Genomic DNA, 20,092 nt, shown 5'->3' with positions numbered 1-20,092 from the left:
ATCAACGCACTCGGTCACGGAGCATCCGCACACCGCGGCAGGCCTCTCTTCCCAGCAGTACCCCTCGACGCCCCCGCGCCCGGGGGCCTCCGAACCCTGTCCAGAGAGGACACCCGCTGTGAACAGCACCCTCCCCCCGTCCCCGGAGCCCGGCGCTCCCGGTCCCTCCTCCGCGCCCCAGTTCGGCATGCCCGCCGGCGCCCCCGCCCCGGCCCCGCAGAAGAAGCGCGGCAAGTGGTTCATCGCCGGCGGATGCGGCTGCCTCGCGATCATCGCGCTGGTCGTCGCCAGCTGCTCCGCGATCGTCATGAACGGGTCCGACGACGGCGAGGACACCTCGACCACCACCGACTCCGCTCCCGCCGCGGTCGAGGAGGAGGCGCCCGCCGAGGAGGCCGCACCCGAGGAAGCGGCGATCGAGGAGGAGGCTCCTGCGGAGGAGGCCCCCGCCGAGGAGGAGGCACCGGCCGAGGGCGACGTCCCCGCGGAGTACACCTCGGCGCTGAACAGCGCGGAGTCCTACTCCGAGATGCTGCACATGTCCAAGCAGGGCATCTTCGACCAGCTCACCTCCGAGTACGGCGACCAGTTCTCCGAGGAGGCGGCGCAGTACGCGGTCGACAACCTCGAGGCCGACTGGAACGACAACGCGCTGAAGTCGGCGGAGTCCTACTCCGAGACGCTGCACATGTCCAAGCAGGGCATCTACGACCAGCTCACCTCCGAGTACGGCGAGCAGTTCACCGAGGAGCAGGCCCAGTACGCGATCGACACCATCGTCGCGGACTGGAACCAGAACGCCCTGGAGTCCGCGAAGTCCTACCGCGACACGATGGACATGTCGCCCGAGGCGATCCGCGACTAGCTCTCCTCCGAGTACGGGGACCAGTTCACCCAGGAGGAGGCCGACTACGCCGTCGAGAACCTCGACGGCTGAGGCCGCGGGCACCTGCCCGCCTTCCCCACGACGGGGCGTCCGCCGCACGGCGGGCGCCCCGTCGCGCATTCGCCGCACGGCGCCGGTGCCAGGACGACCATGGCCGTCGGGCATCGACTCGGTGAAGCCCTGCCCTGAAGCGGGCGAACCCCCTGGTCACCTCTGAATTCGGCGTTACGGTCGGTCGCGGTCCCGACCCCGAGCCCAGGAGAGCCCCATGGCCGTCGCCCCCGCCCGTCGCACCGTCCTCACCGGCCTCGGCGCCGCCGGAGGCGCCGCTCTCGCCGCGGCCGCCGCCCCGGCGGGCGCCGCACCCGTGCAGAACCCCTCCCGAGCGCTGATCGGCCGCGCGAAGCGCGACGAGCTCCACGTGATGAGCTTCAACATCCGCTACGACCGCTCCTCGGGCGGTGGCACCGTGGAGGGCGACCCCGATCACTGGCCGACCCGTCGGCCGCTGCTGATCGAGCTGCTCGAGCGGGAGAAGCCCACCCTGCTCGGCATCCAGGAGGCCCTGTACGGGCAGCTGACCGCGATCGAGTCCGCCCTGCCGCGCCACCGCAGCATCGGCTACGGCCGTGAGGGCGGCAGTGCCGGCGAGTACTCCGCGATCTTCTACGACAGCACCCGCCTCGAGGTGCTCCAGTGGGACCAGTTCTGGCTCTCCGACACCCCCGACGTGATCGGCTCGGCCACCTGGGGCAACACCGTCACCCGCATCGTGGTCTGGGCGCGGCTGCGCGACCTCGCCTCCGGCGCCGAGTTCGCGATGATCAACACCCACTTCGACCACCAGAGCGAGCCGGCCCGGATCCGCAGCGCCGACGCGATGATCGACCTCTTCCAGGGCGGCGAGCTCGACGAGCTCCCCACCATCGTCACCGGCGACTTCAACTCCCACGCCCACGACTCCGGCGCCTACACGACGCTGGTCACCGACGGTCCCACCGTCGACACCTGGGACTCCGCCGCCGAACGCGTCACCCCGGCGTGGGGGACCTTCCCCGCCTACGACGATCCTGTCGAGGACGGCGACCGCATCGACTGGGTGCTCACCACCGACGACCTGGTCACCCGCAAGGCGGCGATCAACGTGTGGCGCGACGCGAGCGGCGCCTACCCCTCCGACCACGCCCCCGTCCAGGCGCTGATCGAGCTGCCGACGGCATGATCGGCAGCGGGCGGCGCTCCCCGGAAGGGGGCACCGCCCGCCGACGTGGTCACACCACGAGATAGAGCAGCGCGGTGACGGCGAAGGCCGTCAGCGAGATCGCCGAGGTGAAGACGGTCCACAGGCGCAGGTTCGTGGCCGTGTCGACCTGGAGCAGGCCGCCGACGAGCCAGAACCCGGAGTCGTTCACGTGGGAGGCGAAGAACGAGCCCGCTCCCATCGCGACGATCAGCAGCGCGAGCTGCGCCGGGCTCGCCTCGGCCGCCATGACCGCCGGGCCGAGGAGGCCGGCCGTCGTCGTGATGGCGACGGTGGCCGAGCCCTGAGCGACCCGCAGGGCGAGCGAGATCAGGTAGGCGCTGACCAGCAGGGGAAGGTCGACGTCCCATCTCATGACATGGGACGTCGTCGTCGCCGATGGCTTGGTCGTCACCGCGGCCGAGTCAGGGCATCGTGCCGAGGAGCTCCGCGACGGCGTCCGCGACGGCGGCGTCCATCTCGGCGTCGTCGATGGTCGCCGTGCCGTCGCCGCTCTGCGGCCCGTAGTCCCCGAAGCTCGCATGCCTCGCTCCGGCGATCTCGACCATCTCGGCGCTGCCCGGCAGGGCGTCGCGGTGCTCGGCGATCTTCTCCGGCGTGGACAGTCCGTCCTCGCTGCCGGAGAGGCTCAGCACCGACACCTTCGACGTGGAGAGGTCCGTGGCGCAGTACGAGGCGAACAGCACCAGGGCATCCGCCTCCTCGGCGAGCTCGCAGGCCCGCACCCCGCCCATCGAATGCCCTTCGACCAGCCAGGTCTCGAGCTCCGGCGCGATCGTGGTGAACCGATCGGGAGTGCGCCGGTCGAACAGGGAGAGGTTCAGCGGCGGATCGACGACCACGACCGTCACGCCGAGCTCGGTGACCAGCTCGGAGAGCCGCGCCGCATAGGCCTCCGGCTCGACCTTCGCCCCTGGGTAGAAGAGAAGCCCCGTCCCTGCGGGCTCGGGCTCGCTCGGCCGCAGGACGAGTGCGACGTCGGTGCGCTCCTCCGCGATGCGCGGATCCTCCTGCACTCCCTGCCACGGCGCGGTCTCCGCGTCCATCACCCCGATCCGGCTCCACGCCACGAGGCTCGCCGCTGCAAGCAGCACGAGCGTCAGGAGCGCGGCGAGCAGACGGAGCAGTCGACGACGGAGCAGGGCGGGGCCGGGCACGCGCGGACGCTGGCAGACCCGCCCCGGAACCGGCGGTGACCGATCAGCTCCCGGCGAAGGTGACGGTCTCGGCGACGACCTCCTCGCGGGCGCCCTCGTCGACCGACCGCTGCACCCGCCTCGGTCTCCCCGGCGAGTGGGGCCGGTCGCCATCGGACCGATTCGCCCGATGCGGCGCAAGGGCGAGGGGGAGTGGCGCGTCGCTCAGCGCTTGTGGTAGAGCGCCTTGCGCAGGAAGCGCGGCTCGGAGGTCACCGAGATGCCGAGATTGCGGAAGATGTCCTCGTCCACCGTCCCGAGGATCGTGGTGGTGTGCACGTCGCAGCCGGCCAGGCTGCGCAGCTGGTCCACGGCGCGGCGCGCGTTCTCGTCGCTCGAGGCGGAGACCGACAGGGCGATCAGCACCTCATCGGTGTGCAGGCGGGGATTGCGCGAGCCGAGGTGCTCCGTCTTCAGGGTCTGGATCGGCTCGATCGAGGAGGGGGAGAGCAGCTGCACCGCATCGTCCAGCCCTGCCAGATGCTTCAGGGCGTTCAGCAGCATCGCCGCCGAGCAGCCGAGCAGAGCAGAGGTCTTGCCGGTGACGATCGTGCCGTCGGCCAGCTCGATCGCGGCGCCCGGCTCCCCGGTGCGCGCCTCGACCGCGAGTGCCGGCTCGACGACTGAGCGGTCGCTCGGCGAGCAGCCGGCCTTCGACATCACCATCCCGATCCGCTGCGAGACGACGTCGTCCTCGTCCTGGATCCGCTCGTGCATCAGCGCCTTGTAGTAGCGGCGGATGATCTCCTGGCGCGCCGCCTCCCGGCAGACCTCGTCGCCCGTGATGCAGGATCCGGCGAGGTTCACGCCCATGTCGGTGGGGGAGGCGTAGGGGGACGAGCCCGTGAGCTTCTCGAGCAGGGTGCGCAGCAGCGGGAAGACCTCGACGTCCCGGTTGTAGCTCGTGACCTGGGTGCCGTAGGCGGCGAGATGGAAGGGGTCGATGAGGTTCAGGTCGTCGAGATCCGCCGTCGCCGACTCGTAGGCGAGGTTCACCGGGTGCTCGAGCGGCAGGTCCCAGATCGGGAAGGTCTCGAACTTCGCATAGCCCGAGGGGATGCCGCGCTGGTGGTCGTGGTAGATCTGCGAGAGGCAGGTGGCGAGCTTGCCCGAGCCCGGGCCGGGCGCGGTGACCACGATGAGGTCGCGGCTGGTGATCGTGTACTCGTTCGCGCCGAAGCCCTGCTCCGAGACGATCCGGGCGGTGTCCTGCGGATAGCCGGGGATCACCCCGTGGCGCGCGACGGTGAGGCCCAGGCGCTGCAGGCGCTCGATGAAGGCGTGGGCGATGTGGTTCTTCTCCTCGAGCTGGGTGAGGACCACGTTCTCGACCAGGAAGCCGCGCTCGCGGAAGACGTCGATCAGCCGCAGCACGTCGTCCTCGTAGGTGATGCCCAGATCCGCGCGGACCTTCTGGCGCTCGAGGTCCTTCGCGTTCAGGCACACGAGGATCTCGAGCTCGTCCCGCAGCCGCTCGAGCATCGCGATCTTGTTGTCCGGCGTGAAGCCGGGCAGCACCCGGGAGGCGTGGTGGTCGTCGAAGAGCTTGCCGCCCATCTCGAGGTAGAGCTTCCCGCCGATCTCCTCGCGGCGCTGCTGGATGTGGCGGGACTGCAGCTCGATGTACTTCTCGCGATCGAACCCGATCCGTGCGCCGGGGTCCTCCGGGGAGGAGGAGGCGGGCGAGGCAGGGGAGCGGGGGTCCGAAGCGGTCACCCCGGCACGCTAGCACCGCGGGGCCCGACGCGGACTGTCACCGGGGGTCTTCCGGGAGCGGCAGGTGGGCGAGAGCACGAGAGCGTCTCGTCGCAGGTCATGAACGGGATCCGCCGCGCGACGAGCAGCGGGGTGCGCGAGGGCCTGATCCTGATGGAGCCGGACCGCATCGACGAGCGCCTCGCGCCCGTGATCGAGTCCGGGCTCCCCTTCGTCGCGATCGCCAAGCCCGAGGAGTTCCCGCAGGGCTTCGTGGTCGACTTCGAGATGCCCGGCCGGATGGTCGTCGAGCGGGCGCGGCAAGCGAGCTCGCGGTCCGGGTCCTCGTGTGCCTGCTGCGCTCGGAGGGCGCGACGTCGCGGATCGCGCTCGTGGAGCCGCGGTGGCTCGGGGGCTGAGCGGCCCGGCGAGGTGAGCCGATGCACAACCCGACGGCGAGAACTGACCCTTTGGGCACCCTTAAGCTCTCCATATGCCCTCGGAGACCGCGCCCCGCACCGCCCACGACCTCCTCGACGCGATCCTGGCCCCGACGGGCGAGGTGGCGCCGGGCGTGCTCCGGCCCGCGGTGCGCGAGCACACCCGCGATGCCTACAACGCCCTCTACCGCACGCCACAGGTGCTGCCCGCGCCCGTGCTCCATGCCCTCGCCGTCGTCACCGCGGAGTGGCAGGGCAGCGGCGCCCTCGCCGCCTGGCATCGCGCCCAGGGCGCCGATCCCTCGCTCGCCGCCGCCGACGGCAGTCCCGCCGAGGCGCTCCGCGCCCCCGCGCTGCGCAGCGTCTACGAGGTCGACGTCGAGGTCGACGCGCGCGAGGGCGCGGTCGAGGTGCGCCCCCGGGTCGACGCGGCCGGGTTCACCCGCACCGGCGCGCGCCTGGCCGAGCTCGACGAGCACGGCGGGATCCGCGCCGACGCCGTCGCCGCCGTGCCCCGATGAGCCCGGAGCGCTTCGACGCGGTGATCGTCGGGGGCGGACCCCGCGGCGTCGCCACCGTGCTGCGCCTGGTCGCGCGCGTCCGCGCCGAGGGAGCCGCGCCGCTGCGCGTCGCGCTCCTCGACGCCCTCGCGATCGGTCCCGGCGCGACCTGGCGCCTCGACCAGCCGGCGGCGTACCTCAACAACACGCAGGCCGACGCGACGACCGTCCACCCCGACGACTCGACCCGCATGAGCGGCCCGCCCGCCCCGGGGCCCGATCTCGTGGACTGGGCGCGGCGGGTCCGGGCCGAGGGCGCGCACCCGGCGGGGGATTGGGTGGTGGAGGAGGCGTCGGCGCTGACCGGCGCGACCTTCCCCACCCGGCGCCTGCAGGGCGTCTACTACCGCGACCAGCTCGAGGCCGCCGCAGGGACGGGCGCCGTCGAGCTCACCGAGGTCCTCGGCCGCGCCGTCGACCTCGAGGGCACGGGCGCGGAGCGCACCGTCGTGCTCGAGGACGGTCGCCGGCTGAGCGCGCCCGCCGTCGTCCTCGCCCAGGGGATGGTGCAGGGGCGGCGGAGCCGCGAGGTGGAGGAGCTGGCGGGCTTCGCCGCACGTCACGGCCTGCGCTACGTCGAGCCCGGCATGCCGGCGGAGCGCGACTTCACGGGCCTCCCCGCGGGGCAGGACGTGCTGGTGCGCGGGCTCGGCGCGAACCTCTTCGACGTCCTCGGACAGCTGGCCGCGGAGTGGGGCGGCGAGTTCGAGCCCGTTGAGGGGGACCCGCACGGCCGTCTGCGCTATCTGCCCAGCGGCCGAGAGCCGCGCCTGCTGGTCGGCTCGCGGCGCGGTGTCCCCTACCGCTCCAAGCCCGAGGGCGGGCGCTCCGTGCGCCCCTTCGTGCCGCGCTGGGCGAGCCCGGAGTGGTTCACGGCCCTCGCCGCCCGCGGCGGCATCGACTTCGCCGACGAGGTGTGGCCGGTGCTCGGACGCGAGTTCGCCCGCGTCTACCTCGAGGCGCTGGGCGAGCTGCGCCCGCAGGCCGTCGGCGGCGACTGGCTCGCCGGGCTCGAGGCCGCCTCGACCGTCGAGGAGATCGACGCGGTGCTCGAGGCCGCGATCGGTGAGGAGGAGTGGACCTGGGCCCTCGAGGAGCTGCATCGGCCCACCCGCGATGAGGAGGTCGGCCCGGACGGCTGGGCCCGCCTGGTGCGCCGTCTGATCCGCGACGAGCTCGGCTCCATGTCCGATCCCTGGCGCCACCCCCGCGCCGCGGTCAACGGGGCGATGGGGGCGCTGCGGCGTGAGGTCGGTCGCCTCACCGCCCGCGGCGCCTTCACGGGCGTCTCGCTGGCCCGAGACGTGCTGGGATGGTTCGACGGCGACTCGCTCGCCCGCGCCTCGGGCCCGCCGGCGGAGCGGGTGCGCCTGGTGCTGGCGCTGCTGGAGGCAGGGGTGGTCGAGCTGCTCGGACCCGGCACCGCGGTCGAGGCCGACGAGGACGCGGGGCTCTTCCGCGCCTCCTCCGCCGTGACCGGCCGGGAGGTCTCCTCCTCGGTGCTGCTCGAGACGCGGATGTCCAAGGGGAAGGTCCCGGACACGGACGATCCGCTGCTGCGCGCCCTGCTCGACTCCGGCCGCGCTCGGATCCACACCATGGACGGCGTGGAGACCCACTCGATGGAGGCGACCGGCGCGGAGATCGCCGAGGACGCCGAGGGCGGGCACAACCTGGTCTCCGCCGACGGTCAGGTCGATCCCGCCATCGTGGTGCTGGGCATCCCCGCGCAGTCCACCCAGCCGGGCTCCGCGATCGGGGCGACCCCGGGGGTGCCCTCGCCGCTGCTCGCGGGCGCGGACGTCGCGGCGCGACAGGTCATGGCCCGGGCACAGATGTCGGCGCGCCTCTGAGGACCGGTTTCGGGAGAAGGTCGCGCGCGTTCGACCGTACCTAGCAGTGACCGCGGCCACGGCCGTTGTCGGACCGTGACGCCTACCAATGGAGGGTTTCGCGTCCGGCGGGGTTCACTTCCTGCACGGGTGGACGGAGGAGGTCATCTTCGCGCCGCAGGCCGAGTACACCCGGCGTCTGCTCTCCGACGTCCCCGACCTGCGCGGCAGCCTCAGGACGTAGCCGGGGGAGCCAGCAGCACGGAGAAGGTCGCCAGGGTGCGCTCGAGCTCGACCGAGGGCTCGAGCAGCCACTGGATCTGCAGGCCGTCGGAGGCCGCGACGAGGAGGGCCGCCATGTCGGCGGGCTCGACGTCGTCGCGGACCGTTCCGGCGGCCTGCTCTGCGGCCAGGCGCTCGGTCAGCTCCGTGCGGATGCGCTCGAAGCGGTCGGTGAAGAACTCGTTCGAGGGCGTGCCGTCAGCGGCCAGCGCCGAGGCGACCAGCGTCGTGTACAGCTCGACCATGCCGGGCACGCCGATGTTGATCATCGCGGCCTTGACCAGCACGTCCATCGCCGACTCCGCGGCGTCGCCCGAGGTGTCGCGCTTCGCCTCGGCGTGCTCGTAGACCGCCACCAGCAGCTGCTCGCGGGAGTCGAAGTAGTGCAAAAGCGCCGCGTGGGACACCCCGATCGCCGTCGCGATCCGGCGCAGCGAGGTGCCGTCGGCCCCCCGCTCGCGGAACACCTCGGCGGCCCGCTCGAGGATCTCCTGCCGGCGGGCGACGCCCTTCTCGTACGAGCCGGCCCGGCCGATGACGGGCCGGGCGCGCTTCTCCTCGCTGGTCATCCGTCGATCCTATCCAGGCCGGGACCGCTCTCCCGCACGACCCACCGGGCGGTCGGCGGTGCGGGAGCGACCGCTCAGATGTCCCGGAAGGTCTCGATGCGTGCGCCGAGCTTGTTCAGGCGCTCGGCGAGGTCCTCGTAGCCGCGGTTGATGACGTAGACGTTGCGCAGCACGGAGGTGCCCTTCGCGGCGAGCATCGCCAGCAGGATCACGACCGCCGGACGCAGCGCGGGCGGGCACACCAGCTCCGCGCCGGACCAGCGGGTGGGCCCCTCGAGGAGCACGCGGTGCGGGTCCATGAGCTTCACGTTCGCGCCGAGCTTGGTGAGCTCGGTGAGGTAGATCGCGCGGTTCTCGTACACCCAGTCGTGCAGCAGCGTCTGCCCCTGCGCGGTCGCCCCGATCACGGCGAAGAAGGGCAGGTTGTCGATGTTCAGGCCCGGGAAGGGCATGGGGTGGATCTTGTCCGCCGGGGCGCGCAGGTCGCTGGGATGGGTGGTGATGTCCACCAGGCGGGTCTTGCCGTTCTCCGCCAGGTACTCCTCGGAGCGGTCGTAGCGCAGGCCCATCTCCTCCAGCAGGGCGAGCTCGATCTCCATGAACTCGATCGGCACGCGGCGCACGGTGATCGAGGAGCGGGTGACGATCGCGGCGGAGATCAGGCTCATCGCCTCGATCGGGTCCTCGCTCGGGGCGTAGTCGACGTCGGTCGAGATCGAGGAGGTGCCGTGGACGACCAGGGTGGTGGTGCCGACGCCCTGGATCCGCACGCCGAGCTTCTCGAGGAAGAAGCACAGGTCCTGGACCATGTAGTTCGGGCTCGCGTTGCGGATGATCGTCTCGCCCTCGTACAGGGCGGCGGCCAGCAGCGCGTTCTCCGTGACGGTGTCGCCGCGCTCGGTGAGCACGATCGGGCGGGTCGGGCCGGTGCCGACGGCGGTGGTCGCCTGGTAGTTGTGGTCGGTCGCGACGACGTCGAGGCCGAAGTGGCGCAGCGCCGTCATGTGCGGCTCGACGGTGCGGGTGCCCAGGTCGCAGCCCCCGGCATAGGGGAGCTGGAACTTCCCCGCGCGGTGCAGCAGCGGGCCCAGGAACATGATGATCGAGCGGGTGCGGCGCGCGGCGCCCTCGTCGATCGAGCTGAGGTCGAGGGTCGCGGGGACGCGCAGCTCGAGGTCACCCAGCTCGTTCAGCCAGGTGGCCTTCACGCCGATGGAGGTCAGCACCTCGAGCAGTCGGTTGACCTCCTCGATGCGCGCGACCTTGCGCAGCACGGTGGTGCCGGTGTTCAGCAGCGAGGCGCACAGCAGCGCGACGCCGGCGTTCTTGGAGCTCTTGACGTCGATCGCGCCGGAGAGCGTGGTCTCGCCGTGCACGCGCAGGTGGCTCGGGCCCGAGGTGCCCATGCCCACGATCTCCGAGTCCAGGGCCCTGCCGATCCGGGAGATCATCTCCAGGGTGAGGTTCTGCTGGCCCTTCTCGATGCGGTTGATCGCGCTCTGGCTGGTGCCGAGGGTCGTGGCGAGCTCGGCCTGCGTGAGACCGGACTGCTGGCGCGCGTCGCGCACCAGAGCGCCGATCCGGGGGAGGAACTCCGTGGTCTCAGTCATGCGCAGACAGTAACTCATAGATGAGATACGAGCAGGTCGCAGCCGGCGCGTTCCTGATCACGTCGGTGCGCGCCGTGCTCTGATCAGGCGCCGAGCAGCACCGGGAGGTCCTCGACGTGTCCTCCCACCCGGTAGGAGACGGCCGGATCGTAGGGCGCGAAGCGCAGCGGCATCCCGGCCTCCGCGGGGGTGCGGTCCGCCTTGCGGTTGTTGCACCCCTTGCATGCCGAGACGAGGTTCGTCCAGGAGGAGCGGCCGCCGCGGGAGACGGGCAGGATGTGGTCCACGGTGGCCAGCAGCGCCTCGCACGCCGGTGCGCGTGAGACGCTGCGGCCGCAGTACGCGCAGGTCCAGTGGTCCCGCTCGTGGACGGCGCGATAGCTGAAGCCGACGGAGCGGCGCCCCGCCCCCTCGACCCAGGCGCCGCTCAGCTCGCGGGTGAGCTCGAGGGCGAGGGGCACGATCCGCTCGTCGACCATCGTGAGCTCGACGGGCACGGCGACCTCGCGCCGGATCATCCCCATCGCGTGGCGCACGGTGGTGGTGTGCAGCAGCTCGCCGATCCCGGTCTCCGGGTCGTAGCCGAGGTTATAGACCCTGACCTGCGGCATCTCGTCACCTCCTGCCCGTCGTCGTCGAGGTGCGACGGCCCGGGAGCGCTGGAGGGGCTCGTGGACCGAGCACGTGCATCGTCCCCCGCCGGGGCGGGCGTGTCCAACGAATTCTCGCGGGCCCGCACGACGGGAGGGTGACGACCGCCTGCACAGCGCGCGAACACCACGTGCCGCTCTGCGATCGAGGCCCCACCACAGCGAGGAGCGGTCATGCGCGTAGAGCACCTGGAGCTGGTCGCGGTCGCGGCGGCGCGGTGCTGGCCTGGTCCGGGATGCGCGGCGTGGTCACCCTCGCCGCGGCCCAGTCCCTGCCGGTGGACTTCCCCTACCGCTCCCAGCTCGTGCTCATCGCCTTCGTCGTCGCGCTCGTGACCCTGGTGGTCCAGGGCGGGACCCTTCCGCTGCTGATCCGGGTGCTCGGCATCCGGGGGACCGACGAGGAGGCGGCCCGGCGCGAGCTGTCCCTGCTGATCGCGGAGCTGCAGGAGGCCGCGATCGGTCAGGTCCTGGACAACCCCGAACTGCGTCGTCGCGACGGAGGTCGCTTCGACGCCGAGGTGCTCGAGGAGGTGCGGGAGAGGTTCGGGCGGCCCCTGCCGGGCTCGTCCGGGGGCGCAGCCCCGGACCCCCGCACGGCGCAGCGCCCGGAGCTCGTCCAGCTGCTGGCCGAGGCGCAGCAGGACGCGCTCGACGAGGCGCGGTCCCTCGGCGCCTACGACTCCGGGACCATCGCCCGCGCGCAGAAGCTGCTGGACGCGGGGTCGCTCCGGCGCGGCGGCCTCTGAGTGCTGGAATCCCCGGCGGCGGGACGGCATGCTGGGGGAATGGCGCAGCAGGAGCAGGGACGGGAGGAGCGGGGCCGAGTGCTGTCCGAGTACGGGGCCTGGCGCCTGCGGACCGACGAGGACGCCCCCGCGCTGGAGGAGGTGCGCACCCTGGAGACCCTGCTGCGGCTGAAGGCCGAGCGGCTGGGGAGCCCGGAGGTGGGGCTGTGGACCGCCGCACTCACCCGGGAGCTGCTGACCGAGGTGGTGCCCCGCACCGTCGTCCAGCCGCGCGAGCAGCTGATGGACATGGTGCCGGTGCTGCGACGCCTGGTCGACTTCCTCGTCGAGACCGGTCGATGGGCGCCCGGCTCGATGCGAGGGGCCGAGGCGCCGGCGCTGCTGCACGATCTCGAGTTCGCCGCGCTCGAGGCCGCCGACGATCCCACCCGCCGCTCCTTCTCCACCAACGTGCTGGGCCACGGGCTCTCGCTCGGGGTGGACCTCGAGGACGAGGAGGCGCTCGCGGACTACCTGCACTGGTTCCACTCCCTGCCCGACGCGGAGCGCCTGGCCGTCTCCGGCACCGGCCGGCTCGCGCAGCCCTCGACGCCCTTCGACCCGCTGCTCGAGCGCGCGCTCCGCCGCCGCGACGAGGCGGAGGAGCGGGACTGGCCCTGGTTCCTGCCGGCGCTCGAGGACGACGGCGAGCCGCTCGGCGAGCTCGCCGAGCAGGAGGGCGTCGGCCCCTATCTCGGCTGCCCCCTGGTGCGGCGGGCCGTGGGCGTCCTGGAGGTGATCGGCGAGGGGCGGCGCGCGACCGCGACCGGCGCGCCGGGGAGGGAGACCACCGCGGAGCTGCTCGAGCACCTCGGCCTCGGCGGCGGCGCCCGCAGCCTCTGGGACCGGCCGGAGCTGGCCTCGGTATGGACCACGCTGCTGGACGGCGGCTGGCTCGAGCTCGCGGACGGCCGGGTCCGCGCCGCCGTCGGCCCGGTCCCGGCGGCAGCGCCGGAGGACGCCGAGGGCTTCGTCGAGTTCGGGCACGCCCTGATCACCGCCGCGCTGCTGGGCCGTCAGGCCCGGGGCGCCGAGGACGGCGGGTTCCGCGGCATGCCCGACACCATCGCGGCGCTCCTGGTGGCCTGCGGGGACGAGGGGCTGCGCCTCCCGCCCGGGCCGGAGCTGCCGCCCCCGGAGCACGAGCCCCGCGCCCTCGCGCGGCTGCTGCACGTCATGCACGACCTCGGCGACCTCGCCGACTGCGGGGTGCTCACCCACGAGGAGGGCGTGTTCCGCGGCGGCCCGGCGGTGATGCTCGCGCTCGTCGGCCTGCTGCGCCGCGACGGGGAGGCGGACCGGACCGACCGGCCCTGATGCCATACGGCGGCCGGGGATCCAGGACACGCGTCGTCGTCGCCGAGACCCCGCCGCTCTACGGTGACTCCATGGCAACCTCCGATGCGCGCCCCCGCCGGTCCTCGACAGCTGAGGACCGGGCGGACCGTCCCCGACAGCACGGGAGCCGCCCCACCCGGAGGTGGAGCGGCTCCCGGAGCTGCGCACGAGCGGGGTCGGTCAGCGCACCCCGCGCATGGCCCGGCCGACGGGCTTCGCGACCAGCAGCATGAGCACGCCGATCGCGATGGTCACGGCGCCGAGCACGCCGAAGTAGCCCACCTCGTTCTCCGCGGAGTAGAAGCCCGCCAGCGCGCCGGAGAGCGCGGTGCCGAGCGCCACGGAGAGGTTGTACAGCGCCATCATCATCACCGGGTACGACCGCGGCGCGAGCTTCGTGGCCAGCGAGAGGCCGACGGGGGAGAGCCACAGCTCGCCGACGGTCGCCACCAGCATGATCATCGCGATCCATAGCACCGGCACCGAGACGACGGCGGCCATCGGCAGGAACAGCAGGAAGGCCGAGCCCATCAGGATGATGCCCACGCCGAACTTGCGCGGGGTGATCGGCTGACGGGTGCCGAGCTTCGTCCACAGCGCCGCCATCACCGGGGCGAGCACGATGATGAAGAACGGGTTGAAGGACTGCACCCACGAGATCGGCATCTCCCAGCCGAGGATCTCGCGGTCCAGGCGGGTGTCGGAGTACAGGGTGATGACCGTGAACTGCTGCTGGAACAGCGCGAAGAACGCGGCCGTGCCGATGAACAGCGGGATGAAGGAGACCACGCGGGAACGCTCGTCGACATCGAGCTTCTTCGAGGCGAGCAGGATCGCGAAGATGACGACTGCGCCGACGATGGCCAGCGCCGCGACGACGGTCGCGAGGTTCTGGGCGTTCAGCACGCCGGTGGCGGCGAGCACTGCCACGAGGACCACGACGCCGACGGCGATCAGGGCCCACAGGGGTCGCTGCGCGCGGGGCAGCGGATCCGGGACGGTGTGCACGCTCGCAGGAAGCCCCTTCCGGGTCAGCACGTACTGCAGAAGGCCGATCGCCATGCCGACCGCGGCGAGGCCGAAGCCGAGGTGGAAGCCCCACTGCTGCTGGGCGATGCCCGTCACCAGCGGACCGAGCAGGCCGCCGATGTTGATGCCCATGTAGTAGATCGAGAAGCCGGCGTCGCGGCGCGGGTCGTCCCGCGTGTACAGCGCGCCGACGAGGGTCGCGGCCGTGGACTTCAGACCACCCGAGCCCACGCCCACCAGCAGCAGGCCGAGGCCGAGGCCGACCACGCCCGGGACCAGCGCCAGGGCGATGTGGCCGAACATGATCATCACGGCGGAGCCGAAGAGGGTCTTCTCCGGGCCGACCAGGCGGTCGGAGACGAGCGCGCCGAGGATCGAGAAGAGGTAGACGGAGCCGCCGTAGGCGCCGACGATGCCGAGGGCGGTGCCCTCGTCGATGCCGAGACCGCCGTCGGTCGCGGCGAAGTACATGTAGATCGCGAGGATGCCCTGCATGCCGTAGAAGCTGAAGCGCTCCCACAGCTCGACGCTGAACAGGTTCGCGAGCGGGCCGGGCTGGCCCATGAAGGTGCGGCCGCTGGGGTTGTGCGCCTCGGGCGTGTCGGCGGGGTCCACGGCGACCCCGGCGGCGTCGCCGGGCGTCCGCTCAGGGGGATGGACGGAGGGGTCTGGAGGTGTCGGAGAATTCACGGTCATTCATCCTGCGCCTCACCCGTTCACGGTGCAACGCAGGGACCGGGCGATGTGAGCAGTCCATCCCATCCCGCTGAGCAGAATGCGGGATCCGATCCCTCAGACTGATGGATCCTGTGCCCGCCCCGGGGCGGGGGCGAGGCTCGGCAGCTCCCGGATCCCGAACTCCGATCGCAGCACGCGGGAGGCCGCGTGCAGCCCCGCCATCCCGTGCACGCCCGGCCCCGGAGGCGTCGCCGAGGAGCACAGGTACCAACCGGTGCGGCCCAGGCGGTAGGGGTCCGGCAGCGGGGTGGGCCGCGCGACCATCCGCGCCATCGTCACCCTGCCCTGGGAGATGTCGCCGCCGACGAGGGCGGGGTTGTGGTCGATCATCTCCGCCGCGGGCACGGCGCGGGAGGCGACGACGAGGTCGCGGAAGCCGGGGGCGAAGCGCTCGATCTGCGCGGTGACGCGCTCGGTCGGGTCGGTGCGGTCCCCGGCCGGTGCATGCGCATAGGCCCACAGCGGTCGCAGCCCGTCTCGGACCCGGCCCGGGTCGACCACGGCCGGGTCGCTGACCAGGGTGAGAGGACGGTCGGGTAAGCGCCCGGAGGCGACCTCCGCCTCGGTGCGGGCCATCTCGGCGCGGGTGCCGCCCAGATGCTGGGTCCCGGCACGGCCGACGTCGGGATCCCGCCACGGCACCGGCCCGGACAGCACGAAGTCGACCTTCGCGGCGCCGTCCCCGTGGGGGACCCTCCGCAGCATCGCCTCAAGGGGGCGGGGGAGACGGTTGGTGAGGACGTCCGCGGCGGCGGGCGCGGGGATGTCCAGCAGCACGGCGCGGGCCGGGGGCACGTCCCGCCAGGTCCGCACATGGTGCCCGGAGGTCACGGTCCCGCCGTGGGCGCGCAGGTCCGCCACCAGCGCGTCGACGATCGCCTGAGAGCCGCCGACGGGGATCGGCCAGCCCACTCCGTGCGCGATGGTGCCCAGCAACGAGGCGGTGGCGCCGAGCGCGAGGGAGGGCAGCTGCCCGATCGCGTGCGCCGCCACCCCGGTGAGCAGGGCGCGAGCGCGCTCGGTGCGGAAGGGGAGGTCCCAGGCCGGGGTCCCCTGGAGGGCGAGCAGCGCACCGAACAGCGGGGCGGTGCGCAGGGTCCGCGGGGTCAGCAGCGCGGAGGGCACCGAGCGCTTGTCCCCGAGGGCGAGCTCGACGACGAGGTCCTGGTCGCGGGAGAGCGTGCCCAGCAGCGCGCGCCAGGCCGGCCCGTCGGCGCCGAGGCCGTCGGCGGTCCGCTCCACGTCCCGCCAGGCGATCGCGGCGGGGGCGTCGTCGAGCGGCTGCGCGTAGGAGGCCTCGGGAGCGATCGCGCGCACGCCGCGCGCGGCGAGGTCGAACTCCGCGAAGAAGGGGCTGGCGAGCGCGAGGGGGTGCACCGCGGAGCAGAGGTCGTGGACGATGCCGGGCGCGAGGCCCAGGTCGAGGGTGCGCGCCCCGCCGCCGATCGTCTCCTGCGACTCGAGGACACGGACCGTGAGGCCGGCCCGGGCCAGGGTGACCGCGGCCGCGAGTCCGTTCGGGCCGGAGCCCACGACGACGACGTCCGTCTCTGCGGCGGGCGAGGTGTTCATGCGTGCCAGCCTAGTGGGCCGCGCTGCGACAGGGCAGGGCGCACGTCCCGAGGCGCGGACGAGAGCCCGGCACGGATTTACGTAATGTGGAAGTAGCGTAATGTGGAGGGCATGCAGACCACCACTGCCCAGTCCCCGTCCGCCGAGGCGCCCGCCGCGCGCCGTCCCCGGGCGCCGCGCCCCCAGGCCGTGCTCGAGGTGCTGGGCAAGACCCGCATCTCCCCGCGCCTGCTGCGCCTCACCCTCGGCGGCGAGGGCTTCAGCACCCTGCACCGCAACGAGCAGACCGACGCGTACGTGAAGCTCCTCCTTCCCGCACCCGGCTCCGGTCTGCAGCCCCCGTACGACCTCGACGCCCTGCGCGCGGAGAGCCCCGAGCTGCTCCCGACCCGCCGCACCTACACCGTGCGCCGCTGGGACGATGCGGCGCAGACGATCGAGATCGACGTGGTCCTGCACGGCGAGTCCGGCGAGGACGACCACGGCGTCGCCGCCCGCTGGGCCGACGAGGCCCAGCCCGGCGACCTCATCGCCATGAACGGCGCCGGCGGCGGCTGGTCACCCGCGGCCGACGCGACGAGCCACCTGCTCATCGGCGACCACGCCGCGCTGCCCGCGATCGCCTCCGGCCTCGAGGCGATGACCCCGGACGCCCGAGGTCTGGCCCTGATCCACCTGGACCACGAGGAGGACCGCCTCGAGCTCGAGCACCCCGAGGGCGTCGAGCTGCGCTGGGTGCTCGGCGCGCGCGAGCAGCTGCTCGACGAGGTCGCGGCGCTGGACCTCTCGGACCACGAGGGCCTGGACGTCTTCTGCCACGTCGAGCGCGGCATCACGAAGCAGCTGCGTCGTCTGCTGGTCAAGGACGCCGGCATCCCCCGCGAGCAGATCTCGATCTCCGCCTACTGGGCGCTGGGACGCATCGAGGACCAGTTCCAGGCCGAGAAGCGCGAGCCGATCGGCGCTATCGACTGAGCGACGTACTGCGAGGGACGAGCGGTAGGAGCTCAGTCAGGTGAGCGGAGAGTGAGTCGGCGCGGCTGACACCGCGCCACACTTCGTCACGTTTCTCGCCGCGCCCGCCCGCGCCGCCGCACGATGGACCGCACAGGATGGACATCGAGCACGGCAGGGAGGCGCCATGAGCACCGCAGGCATCCACGCGGGCTGGACGCGGGCAGACACGCACCGCGCCCTCACCCCACCGATCTACGCCTCGAGCGCCTATGCGCAGACCAACCACTCGTCCCTGCGCGCCCTGTTCGAGCGACGGGCCGACGGCTTCGCCTACTCCCGCTCCGGGAACCCCACCACCGAGGTCCTCGAGCAGCGGATCACGGCGCTCGAGGGCGGGATCGGGGCGATCGCCGTCGCCTCCGGACAGGCCGCCACGACGATCGCGCTGTGCGCACTCGCGGCCCCCGGCGGGCACGTCGTCGCCTCCTCGCGCCTGTACGGCGGCACCACCGAGCTGCTCGACGACACCCTCGCCGACCTCGGCGTGACCACCACCGTGGCGGACCCCTGGGACCTCGAGGCGTGGGAGGCGGCGTTCACCCCGCGCACCCGCGCCGCGATCGTCGAGTCGATCGCGAACCCGGGAGCGCAGCTGCTGGACCTCGACGCCCTCACCTCCCTCGCGCACGCCCATGACGTCCCGGTGATCGTCGACTCGACCCTCGCCAGCCCCGCCCTCTACCGTCCCGGCGACCACGGCGCCGACGTCGTCGTCCACTCCGCCACGAAGTACCTGTGCGGCCACGGCACCACGATCGCGGGCCTGATCGTGGACACCGGACGCTTCGACCCGCGGCGATGTCCCGAGCGCTGGGAGCGCCTGACCACCCGCAACCGCCGCTTCGGCGTCACCTTCGCCGACGAGTACGCGCGCGGCGGCTCGGGGCTGCTCGCCTACGCCCGCGCCAAGTACGTCACCGATCTCGGGGCGACCCTGCCCGCGACCAGCGCCCAGCAGATCCTCGTCGGCATCGAGACGCTCGACCTGCGTCTGCGCAAGATCAGCATCGATGCGACCGCGCTCGCCGGACGTCTAGCGGCCGCCGACGAGGTGGCCGAGGTGCATCATCCCTCTCTCCCCGGCCGGCCCGACCGGCATCTCGTCGCCCGGGACTTCCCCCGCGGCACCTCGGGCGTGTTCTCGATCGACCTGCACGGCGGCGAGGACGCGGCGGCGGCCTTCTGCGACGCGCTGGAGCTGTGGTCCCTCGCCGTGAATCTGGGCGATGCCCGGTCGCTGGTCTGCCATCCGGCGAGCACCACCCACTCCCATCTCACCCCCGCCCAGCGGGAGGCCTGCGGGGTGAGCGAGGGGACCGTGCGCCTCAGCGTCGGCCTTGAGGACCTCGAGGACCTCTGGGCGGACCTCTCCCGCGGGCTCGACGCCGCCCGCGCCGTGCTGCCGGAGGCGCGCGCCGTCCCGGCGTGAGCCTGCTCGCCTCCGGGAACACCGCAGGCCGCAGCCGGGTTGAGCCGGACATGGAACTCCTCGACGCCGTCGTGATCGGGGCCGGGCAAGCAGGCCTCTCCGCCGCCTACCACCTGCGCCGACGCGGTATGGAGGACGTCGTCGTGCTCGACGCCGAGGACGGGCCCGGCGGGGCCTGGCGCCACCGCTGGGACAGCCTCACCATGGCCACCGTCAACGGGATCCGCGAGCTGCCCGACGCCCCGGCCCTGGGGGTCGGCGGCGACGTCCCCGCGAACATCGCGGTGCCCGACTACTTCGCCGAGTTCGAGGCGCGGACGGGGCTCGCGATCCGTCGGCCCGTGCGCGTCACCCGTGTCGAGGACGATCCGGCGGGTGCGGGGCAGCGGCAGGGGCCCCTCCTGGTCCGCGCGGTCGGGGCCGACGGACGGGCGCTGCCCGTGCTGCGCACCCGTGCGGTGCTGAACGCGACCGGCACCTGGACCCGGCCCTTCGTGCCCGCGGTCCCCGGCGCGGCGGAGTTCCGCGGCCGGCAGCTGCACACCGCCGAGTACGTCGCCGCGGACGAGTTCGCCGGGCAGCGGGTCGCGGTGGTCGGCGGCGGGATCAGCGCGCTCGGCCACCTGCAGGAGATCGCTGAGGTGGGCGAGACGCGCTGGTACACGCGCCGCGAGCCGATCTTCCGCGAGGCCGAGTTCACCGAGGAGGCCGGACGCGAGGCCGTCGCCGGGGTATGGGACGCGGTGCGGGAGGGGCGCCCGGTCGGCAGCGTCGTCTCCCACACGGGGCTGCTGTGGACCCGGGCGCTGCGCCGCGCCGCACGCCGCGGGATCCTGGACCGTCGTCCGATGTTCACCCGGATCGTGCCGGGCGGCGTGATCGAGGCCGATGGGACGCGCACCCCGGTGGACGCGATCCTCTGGGCCACCGGGTTCCGGCACGAGCTGCGCCACCTGCGACCGCTGGGACTGACCGGCCCGCTCGGCGGGATCGCGATGGACGGCACCGCCGCCGCCGTCGATCCACGTATCCATCTCGTCGGCCAAGGCCCGGGCGCCTCCACGATCGGGGCGAACCGTGCCGGGCGCGCGGCCGTGAACCGCCTGGTCAGCGACCTCGAGGCCGGGCTCGGCGCCTCCCTCGACCGGGAGCTCGTCCGCGCCTAGGTGTTGCGGGTCATGACGTTGTGGACGCTGGCCG

At 73.0% G+C, this 20,092-nt stretch carries 16 protein-coding genes and 1 pseudogene; 9 read left to right on the top strand and 8 right to left on the bottom strand.

From position 1 onward, the window contains the following. Positions 1-187: 187 nt before the first annotated feature. Positions 188-937: pseudogene (locus Y09_RS05440) on the top strand (Ltp family lipoprotein). Between the two features lie 217 nt (positions 938-1,154). Then, positions 1,155-2,108: an endonuclease/exonuclease/phosphatase family protein gene (locus Y09_RS05435; RefSeq protein WP_053916657.1), complete on the top strand. Its 954-nt coding sequence runs from the start codon at positions 1,155-1,157 to the stop codon at positions 2,106-2,108. 49 nt (positions 2,109-2,157) lie between these two features. On the opposite strand, the gene Y09_RS05430 is transcribed toward Y09_RS05435, so the two are convergent. The 3 genes from Y09_RS05430 to Y09_RS05420 form a co-directional block, all read right to left on the bottom strand. Next, positions 2,158-2,502, bottom strand: a complete 345-nt coding sequence (locus Y09_RS05430) for a hypothetical protein (protein WP_053916656.1) — start codon at positions 2,500-2,502, stop codon at positions 2,158-2,160. Positions 2,503-2,551: 49 nt separating this feature from the next. Next, positions 2,552-3,304: an alpha/beta hydrolase gene (locus tag Y09_RS05425; RefSeq protein ID WP_053916654.1), complete on the bottom strand. Its 753-nt coding sequence runs from the start codon at positions 3,302-3,304 to the stop codon at positions 2,552-2,554. Positions 3,305-3,508: 204 nt separating this feature from the next. Next, entirely contained in the window at positions 3,509-5,059 is a 1,551-nt protein-coding gene (locus Y09_RS05420) for a DUF1846 domain-containing protein (protein ID WP_148639539.1), read from the bottom strand. Positions 5,060-5,531: 472 nt separating this feature from the next. Here Y09_RS05420 and Y09_RS05415 point away from each other — a divergent pair, with 472 nt between their 5' ends. Beyond that, on the top strand, positions 5,532-5,999 hold the full coding sequence (locus Y09_RS05415; protein ID WP_053916652.1) for a hypothetical protein: 468 nt from the start codon (positions 5,532-5,534) through the stop codon (positions 5,997-5,999). Further along, the gene (locus Y09_RS05410) at positions 5,996-7,891 is read left to right on the top strand and encodes an FAD/NAD(P)-binding domain-containing protein (RefSeq protein WP_053916650.1); all 1,896 of its coding nucleotides are present in this window, start codon (positions 5,996-5,998) and stop codon (positions 7,889-7,891) included. The genes Y09_RS05415 and Y09_RS05410 overlap by 4 nt, the downstream gene beginning before the upstream one ends. A gap of 212 nt (positions 7,892-8,103) precedes the next feature. On the opposite strand, the gene Y09_RS05405 is transcribed toward Y09_RS05410, so the two are convergent. The 3 genes from Y09_RS05405 to Y09_RS05395 form a co-directional block, all read right to left on the bottom strand. Next, a complete protein-coding gene (locus tag Y09_RS05405) occupies positions 8,104-8,721 on the bottom strand; it encodes a TetR/AcrR family transcriptional regulator (RefSeq protein ID WP_053916648.1) in 618 nt (205 codons plus the stop codon). 74 nt (positions 8,722-8,795) lie between these two features. Further along, complete coding sequence (locus tag Y09_RS05400; RefSeq protein WP_053916646.1) at positions 8,796-10,331, bottom strand: UDP-N-acetylglucosamine 1-carboxyvinyltransferase; 1,536 nt, start codon at positions 10,329-10,331, stop codon at positions 8,796-8,798. A gap of 83 nt (positions 10,332-10,414) precedes the next feature. Then, positions 10,415-10,942, bottom strand: a complete 528-nt coding sequence (locus Y09_RS05395; protein WP_053916645.1) for an HNH endonuclease — start codon at positions 10,940-10,942, stop codon at positions 10,415-10,417. Positions 10,943-11,199: 257 nt separating this feature from the next. Between Y09_RS05395 and Y09_RS05390 the strand changes: the two genes are divergently transcribed. Beyond that, positions 11,200-11,730 carry a hypothetical protein gene (locus tag Y09_RS05390; RefSeq protein WP_053916643.1) on the top strand — a complete coding sequence of 177 codons (531 nt, stop codon included), beginning with the start codon at positions 11,200-11,202 and terminating at the stop codon, positions 11,728-11,730. Positions 11,731-11,769: 39 nt separating this feature from the next. Further along, the gene (locus Y09_RS05385) at positions 11,770-13,086 is read left to right on the top strand and encodes a hypothetical protein (RefSeq protein WP_234695646.1); all 1,317 of its coding nucleotides are present in this window, start codon (positions 11,770-11,772) and stop codon (positions 13,084-13,086) included. A gap of 201 nt (positions 13,087-13,287) precedes the next feature. Here Y09_RS05385 and Y09_RS05380 read toward each other — a convergent pair whose 3' ends face one another. Continuing rightward, positions 13,288-14,832, bottom strand: coding sequence for a peptide MFS transporter (locus Y09_RS05380; RefSeq protein WP_371440347.1), 1,545 nt, complete (start codon positions 14,830-14,832; stop codon positions 13,288-13,290). 96 nt (positions 14,833-14,928) lie between these two features. Beyond that, complete coding sequence (locus Y09_RS05375; protein WP_053916639.1) at positions 14,929-16,446, bottom strand: NAD(P)/FAD-dependent oxidoreductase; 1,518 nt, start codon at positions 16,444-16,446, stop codon at positions 14,929-14,931. Positions 16,447-16,557: 111 nt separating this feature from the next. Between Y09_RS05375 and Y09_RS05370 the strand changes: the two genes are divergently transcribed. The 3 genes from Y09_RS05370 to Y09_RS05360 all read left to right on the top strand — a co-directional run bounded on the left by Y09_RS05370 (position 16,558) and on the right by Y09_RS05360 (position 20,058). Next, positions 16,558-17,421, top strand: a complete 864-nt coding sequence (locus tag Y09_RS05370) for a siderophore-interacting protein (protein WP_053916638.1) — start codon at positions 16,558-16,560, stop codon at positions 17,419-17,421. A gap of 166 nt (positions 17,422-17,587) precedes the next feature. Continuing rightward, entirely contained in the window at positions 17,588-18,892 is a 1,305-nt protein-coding gene (locus Y09_RS05365) for an O-acetylhomoserine aminocarboxypropyltransferase/cysteine synthase family protein (protein ID WP_053916636.1), read from the top strand. Positions 18,893-18,942: 50 nt separating this feature from the next. After that, the gene (locus Y09_RS05360) at positions 18,943-20,058 is read left to right on the top strand and encodes an FAD-dependent oxidoreductase (protein WP_053916634.1); all 1,116 of its coding nucleotides are present in this window, start codon (positions 18,943-18,945) and stop codon (positions 20,056-20,058) included. The last annotated feature ends 34 nt before the right edge of the window (positions 20,059-20,092 follow it).

The organism is Brachybacterium sp. SW0106-09, assembly GCF_001293905.1.
Taxonomy (GTDB): Bacteria; Actinomycetota; Actinomycetes; order Actinomycetales; family Dermabacteraceae; genus Brachybacterium; species Brachybacterium conglomeratum.
This window is presented reverse-complemented; position numbering and strand designations above follow the sequence as displayed.